At 46.8% G+C, this 7258-nt stretch carries 4 protein-coding genes; 3 read left to right on the plus strand and 1 reads right to left on the minus strand.

Annotated features, from left to right (window positions below):
- Positions 1 to 106: 106 nt before the first annotated feature.
- Positions 107 to 4282, minus strand: coding sequence for an EAL domain-containing protein (locus tag ACLGGO_RS01945; protein WP_446418079.1), 4176 nt, complete (start codon positions 4280 to 4282; stop codon positions 107 to 109).
- A gap of 476 nt (positions 4283 to 4758) precedes the next feature.
- Between ACLGGO_RS01945 and ACLGGO_RS01950 the strand changes: the two genes are divergently transcribed.
- The 3 genes from ACLGGO_RS01950 to ACLGGO_RS01960 all read left to right on the plus strand — a co-directional run.
- Positions 4759 to 5664: a carbohydrate ABC transporter permease gene (locus tag ACLGGO_RS01950; protein WP_446335575.1), complete on the plus strand. Its 906-nt coding sequence runs from the start codon at positions 4759 to 4761 to the stop codon at positions 5662 to 5664.
- 68 nt (positions 5665 to 5732) lie between these two features.
- A complete protein-coding gene (locus ACLGGO_RS01955) occupies positions 5733 to 6434 on the plus strand; it encodes a hypothetical protein (RefSeq protein ID WP_446335574.1) in 702 nt (233 codons plus the stop codon).
- Positions 6435 to 6593: 159 nt separating this feature from the next.
- Positions 6594 to 7258, plus strand: a 665-nt coding sequence (locus tag ACLGGO_RS01960; RefSeq protein ID WP_446418080.1) for a filamentous hemagglutinin N-terminal domain-containing protein, incomplete at its 3' end; no start/stop codon positions are given.

Raw genomic sequence — 7258 nt, forward strand, 5'->3', positions numbered from 1 at the left:
GGATTGGAGGGTTAAGACTAACTCCGGATTAGCTACCCCCGTTATAACCTAGTCCGCGCAGGCGGACTTTGTTTGTGTAGCAGCGATTTCAATCGCCTCCTCTTGCTTAAATTGTTTCTCGAAGTTTTCCCGCCGTTAACGCATCTAATGGTACTTGAAATAAATACCCTTGAGCATAGTCACAATGGAGCGTCAGTAGTTGAGTCAATTGCTCCTTTGTTTCTACCCCTTCGGCAATGACTTGCATTCCCAGACTATCTGCCAACATGATAATCGTGCGGACGATTTGCAGGGGTAAGCCTTTGGTGCGATCGCTCATACCGGATTGAGTATTCCCTCCTTTATCTATGCCAATATTACTAATCAAAGACTGATCAATCTTAATCGTATCAATAGGAAATCGATGTAAATGACTTAAGGAAGAATAACCCGTGCCAAAATCATCAATACATAAACCAATCTGGCGATCGCGCAATTGTTTGAGCCGCTCTTCTGCTGTCTGTGGATCTGCCAGTAAGCAGCTTTCAGTAATTTCCAACTTTAAATGACGCGGATGCAGATGCGTCTGGTGCAGAATTTCGTCGAGGTGTTCTAGGAGTTCGGGTTGTAAGAACTGTTTGCTGGAAAGATTGACATAAATCGTCAATTGATGATTAACCTCTCCAGTTTGAAAACTATCCTCAACCCCCTCATGCCAACATTCTAACTGGCGACAGGCTTGGCGCAACATCCACCAGCCTAGGGGAATAATCAATCCCGTTTCCTCTGCCATGGGGATAAATTCACTGGGGTTGACTAATCCTCGCGTGGGATGATGCCAGCGCAATAGTGCCTCAAACCCAGCAATCTGATGAGTCGAGAGAGATACTATCGGCTGATAGTAAACCTCAAATTCCTGATTTTCCACCGCCCGCCGCAACTCAGTTTCCAACTGCAAGACGCTGAGGGCATTTTGGTGCATGGTGAGGTCAAATACCTCATAGCGCGATCGCCCCAATGCTTTTGCCCGATAAAGTGCCGTGTCAGCATCCCGCAATAAATCTTCTGGGCGATCATAGTGGGTGATATCCCCCTCCTGTCGGATCTCCCGACTTAAGACTATCCCTACACTCGCCCCCGTAAAGACTTCATGTCCATCTAAATTAAACGGGGCTGACAATTCTTGCTGAATTCGTTCTGCCACCCGGGTAGCATGGTGAATGTCTTCAATATCCTCTAGCATTATAGTAAACTCATCCCCACCCAACCGAGCCACTGTATCCTCTGTCCGCAAACAGGATTCTAAGCGACGGGCAATGCCAATCAGCAGTTGATCCCCAATCAAATGCCCTAAACTATCATTGACCACTTTAAAGCGATCTAAATCCAAAAATAGTAGGGCAAATCGATAGGTAGGATGCCGTTTGGCTCGCTCTACAGTATGACCTAAGCGATCCATAAATAAAGCACGATTAGGCAATCCTGTCAACGTATCGTAAAATGCCCGGGCTTGCAGTTGGTCTTTTGCCAATTTGTGTTCAGTGATATCTTCGACGGTGCCTTCGTAATACAGCAATTCCCCTGTCGTCGTATCGCGAACAGCACGGGCATTTTCGGCAATCCAGATCACACTGCCATCTTTGCGATAGACTTGGGACTCAAAATCAGCCACCGCATCATTTTCTTGCAACAGCCGACTAAACTCAGTCCGTCGCTGGGGATCAACATAAAGCTGATGTTCAATATCCGTCAGTCGCGCCATCAATTCATCGGGAGAGGAATAGCCATATAAACGGGCAAGTGCTGGATTGGCGCTAATATAATGCCCATCAGCCGTGGATTGGAAAATTCCTTCCAAGGCATTCTCAAAAATGCTGCGATATTTAGCCTCTGCCTGTTGTAACGCCTGTTCTGCCTGTTTGCGTTCGGTAATATCCCGTGCTACCCAAACCACTGAGTCTGCCAACGTGGGGGAAATCGTCACCGCCAACCAAACGTCGCGATCGCCCACGGGTAAACTATACTCAATATTCACACGCGAACAAGTCGCGATCGCTTCCTGAATATACACCAAGAACTGATCGGCTTGAGCCGGGGCAAAGAGTTGATGCAAGGTTTTGCCAACCAATTCATAAGCATTCTTAGGCAACAGTACAGGCTCAGGATTCGTCGGGGCAATCTTCAGGAAACATCCCATTTCATCCAAGACAAAAATAGAATCCGTCATCGCCGCCAATAATGCCCGCAACTCCGCCTCAGAGGAACGCAGCGCCACTTCCGCCTGTTTGCGCTCAATCGCTACCCCTAATTGGGCGGCTACTGTAGAAATCAAGTCTACCAATCGCTGATCCGTTTGCCGTGATTCAAGCCGGAAAAACGTCAACACCGCCAGAACCTCGTCATCAGCCATAATTGGCACCGCCAAGCCAGCCCCTAAACCACAGGATTTTGCCAAAGATGAGCGCACAAACACCGAATGATTCGCACGGGAAACATCGGGAATCCATTCTGGGTGACGGGATGCCCAAACTCGTCCCGGTAGTCCACAGCCTAAAGCGAAGGTAAAGGTGGGACTATATTGGCAAAAGTCTGCCAAGGTTGATGTATCAGACGCCAAGCTAGGGGGATAGGGGGACATTGCCACTCTATCTGTGCCAGTGGAGTTGCGATCACATCCTTGTCGCCGGTTATCATTTCCTTTTACCTTTCCACCTTGCTCCTTCCTTGGGAACCTCTGATTTGTGCCTTGTGCTTTCCGAGGCATCTCCTCCCTTCTACGCCAAATCGTGGAACATTCTAAAACCTTACCATCACCACGTTTGACCCAAGCTTCGCCCAAATCCCAATGGGTAGCTTCCCCCACTTTACTCAAAGTGACATACAAGGCTGACTGAAAATCTGGGGCTTCACCAATCGCCTGAGTCATAGTTTGCAAAAGTTCCAGGGCGTCTGTTGCCCACTTGCGCTCGGTGATATCGGTAATAAAGCCCTCTAAAGCCTGCAACTCTCCGTGGCGAGAAAAAATGCCGCAACCTTGTTCCCAAACCCACTTCTGAATTCCGGTTGCTGTGGTAATCCGATACTCTATTTGATAGGGTCGTTTTTCGGTAACGGCGGCTTTTACATCCTGCTTCACCCGTTCTCGATCTTCTGGATGAATTACGTCGCTGAACACTAATGCCCGATTTTCGATTAAATCACGGGGATTGTAGTGGAGTAGATTAAAACAGCCCTCACTGACAAACTCCATTGTCCATTGACTATCTGCCCGACAGCGATACGCCATCCCGGGGAAATTGCTCATCAGCGTGGCTAGGGTGCGTTGACTTTCTTGCCAAGCGGCTTCGGCTTGTTTGTAATTGCTGATATCAAAGGCACTTAACAGTAGGGCGGGTTTCCCTTGAAATTCAATGATCCGGGTACTCATCTCCAGCCAGCGTTTATCACCGGTTTTGGTCAGGATTTGCACCTCATAGCGACGTTGTGATTCCCTCTCGTTCCATTCACTCAGGGATTTTTTGGGCATGAAGGCGTGGCTACTCGGATGCAGCAAGTCCCATAAATCCATGGTTAACAATTCAGATTGGCTGTATCCTGTAATTTCACAGACTAGGGAATTCACATAGACCAACTGATTGCCTTGGTAGATTAAGGCAGCGGCGGAAATGGTTTCGGCTAAGGTACAAAATTTGACCTCTTGTTCACACACGGCATTGGCAATTAACTGGCGGCGTGTTGGTTGAGGTGATGTAGCTGTTTGCGGATGTGATGCAGGTAAGGGGGGGAGGGATTCGGGGCGATAGGGGTAGTGTGTAATCGGCTGGAAAATTGCCACAAAGGCTGATTCTCCTTTAAATGTTAACCGTTGTAGCGAAACTAGGCTCCAAATCGGCTTGCCCTCGCGACTCGGCATTTTGACGGTGTAATCCCGCAAATAGCCTTGGCTAACTAATATCTGTAATATTATTTGTCGTTGGGTGGGATCGTGATAGAAGGATAGGGTTTGGCGATCGCAAATGGGTTCATTGACGCTGGAACTCTTCTTGCGGCGGCGATCAAAGGTTGAGCTGTAAGGGTCATTTGCATACAGAATCACACCATCCTTTAACCGGGCAATCACCAAGGGTAGGGGAATGGCTTGCACTAGCGTTTGCCAGGATAGGGTGTCGCTGTCTCCTCTGTATGGATGTGTCGGGACACTCAGAAGCTCCAGTACGTTTGTCTCTGGCTCTCGTGGTGTATCTTTTTCCAATAAATGGCTGTAGCTTACCTCTAAATGTTTCACGGCTGCATATAACTCCAACGTCTTGTCCTGGGAAATTCCCTCTTAAGGATGAGGAATGAAATAGTTCTGATGTTGATGATAGATAGCACCGTGAAAAATACAGCGATTGAACCTAAGCGTGCTGTATGCGATCGCATCGCTTACTGCAAACGTTTGTGTCAGCAACCTCCCATCTAGGACAAATGGCACAGACATCAAGGATTGAGACAAAGGTTTACACTGAGACTTTCCTAGACGAGAAAACCTACACCTGCTCACCCACACCGCCCGATCAACTAAGGGCGTATTGGATTATGGTGAGGTAAATAATAAGATTACACTAAGGTTAAGAATAGGAAACTGTTAACTAGGCTACCGTATAATGCTAATCCTTTCTTTTTCCTTAATAATTTAAGAATCAGCGCACGTTGAGAATGGGTGTACGTCGGCAATGGGCGCACGTTGGCAATGGGCGCACGTCGGTGCGCCCCTACGGTTTCTGTATTTTATGAGTTATGACTTTTTTTAAATTAAAGGATTCGATTGTCATCCCGCCCAAGTTAACCCCGTACCTGTTTTTGCTCCCGGCTCTGGTCATCTTGGCGATAACAGTATTTTTGCCCGCTTGTCAAGCCTTTTACTTAAGTTTTACTCAATACGACTATGATTTGACCCAAACGCCTGAATGGGTAGGCTTGAAGAATCTGCAACGCTTGGGGAAAGATCGAGTATTTTGGCAAACGGTGGGGAATACGTTGTTATATCTGATTGGCGTCGTGCCAATTTTAGTCACACTCCCCTTAGGACTAGCCATTTTAGTCAATCAGAAACTGCGTGGAATAAGTTGGTTTCGGGCGGCGTATTATACACCCGTGGTGATTTCTATGGTGGTGGCGGGAATTGCTTGGCGGTGGCTTTATGCAGAAAATGGTTTATTTAATCAGATACTCACTTTGGTGGGATTCAAAGAGGGAATTCCCTGGTTGACAAGTCCAGATTGGGCAATTTTTAGTGTCATGGCAGTAACCGTGTGGAAGGGGTTAGGCTACTATATGGTGATTTATCTGGCAGGTTTGCAATCGATCCCCAACCAACTCTATGAAGCGGCGGCGTTGGATGGTTCGGATGGGTACGGGAAACATTGGGATATTACAGTTCCTTTAATGCGCCCCTATTTGGCGTTAGTTGCGGTAATTTCGGCTATTTCGGCGACTAAGGTCTTTGAAGAAGTTTATATCATGACCCAAGGCGGACCTCGCAATAGTTCCAAAACGGTGGTCTATTATTTGTATGAGCAAGCCTTTTCTGATTTGGAAATTGGTTATGCTTGCGCGATGGGATTAGTGCTGTTCCTGGTTATTCTGGGGTTGTCTTTGGTTAACCTGAAGTTATCTCAAGGACGCGATCGCATTAGTTCATAAATTGTATGATGGGTGCAATATATTGGATTTATTTTACTCTCTCTTTGAATCATTAGCCGTTAACACAAATGGAAAATTATCGCTCTATTTTGACGCGGGTCGGTATTGTTTTAATCGGCGTTGGGATTTTAGAGTTCGTGTATTTTTGGTGGTCTACGCTTGATGATCCAGTATGTATATTATCATCACATCCAAATCCAAGTCCCACCCCTTACACATCAGGCTCCACACTCTTAGTGGCATTAGGTGTATTCTTCCTTCGGGGCAACCTGCAACTCGTTCCCATCGCTACGTGGTATGCTGCCTTTACTGTTCCTTACTTGCTCAGTAACCTGATACGGCTTCCCTTTTTGTTTCCAACAGAACTTTTGGGAATTGCATTTCGCGTTCATCCGGTTGACAATTTTATGCCGATCCTCGTTAAGATTATGGGGGCTGCTGTTGCTTTCTGGGTCTACACACAACTGCGTGCAGCACCTGTAGTGTCAGCATTGGTTAGAGCGGGTCATTCTCATTCTGCCTTCTGGGTGAGGCTTGCATTCATCCTGGGGATATCACTCGCCGTGGGACCTCTTATCATCAGGTATTTCTACTTTACACCCGATACGGCGGTTGAAGCCAAAGCAGTGGAGATAGCCCGAACAGAGTATGGAGAGGACTATAAGTATCACATCCTAGGCATACGTCAGTCAAGTGGACATATACGGGCTTGCCTCAACGCATACAATGAACAGGAGATCAAAGTTGTTCCAGTAGAGTGGGAGCAGTAGTTGACTTGCCATAATTCCTTTGATGTTGAACTGTCTTACAAGATAGCGAAGTTAAAATCCCGCCTACTTTAGTCGCGGGAGAAGTCAAAGAAGAGCCATATAAACTATTGATTTAAGGTATAATGATAACCTTTCCAATATCATCTACCATCTCAAGATATGGCAAACCAGGAATTATGGCATAGACCATGGGGGTTAAGCCTGATTATAGCGGGATGGGGCGCGATCGCATCCGTCGCCTCACCTACCTTGGCGCAGATTCAACCCGATACTACCTTAGGTGTTGAACAGTCTATCGTGACACCGAATGTGGAGATAAAAGGCTTACCCGCCGATTTGATTGAAGGGGGGGCGATTCGCGACACGAATTTGTTCCACAGTTTTGGGGAATTTAATATCACAGAAGGCGGGCGCGTCTATTTTGCCAATCCCTTGGGGATTGAAACGATTTTCAGCCGAGTGACGGGAAATGATATATCGGATATTCTGGGAACATTGGGAGTAAACGGAGGTGCGTCGTTATATTTACTCAATCCCAATGGGATTATCTTTGGTGAACAGGCGCGTCTGGATGTAGCGGGTTCCTTTGTGGCAAGCACAGCCGATGCGGTGATATTTGAGAATGGCTGGACTTTTAGCGCTAGCAATCCCCAAGCTCCACCAATACTCACCATTAATGTAACGCCGGGATTGCAATATGGGGAAAATCCGGCAAATGCTTCTATTGTTAATTTTGGGAACTTAGAGGTTGGGCAAGATTTAACCTTAACCGCTAATAATCTCTCTTTACAAGGTCAACTTTTTGCCCAAAGAGATTTAAACCT

The organism is Coleofasciculus sp., from assembly GCF_046565525.1.
Lineage (GTDB): Bacteria > Cyanobacteriota > Cyanobacteriia > Cyanobacteriales > Coleofasciculaceae > Coleofasciculus.

Coding starts and splice junctions, on each gene's coding strand:
- ACLGGO_RS01950 (WP_446335575.1), top strand. CDS start 4,759: ATGACTTTTTTTAAATTAAAGGATTCGATTGTCATCCCGCCCAAGTTA.
- ACLGGO_RS01955 (WP_446335574.1), top strand. CDS start 5,733: ATGGAAAATTATCGCTCTATTTTGACGCGGGTCGGTATTGTTTTAATC.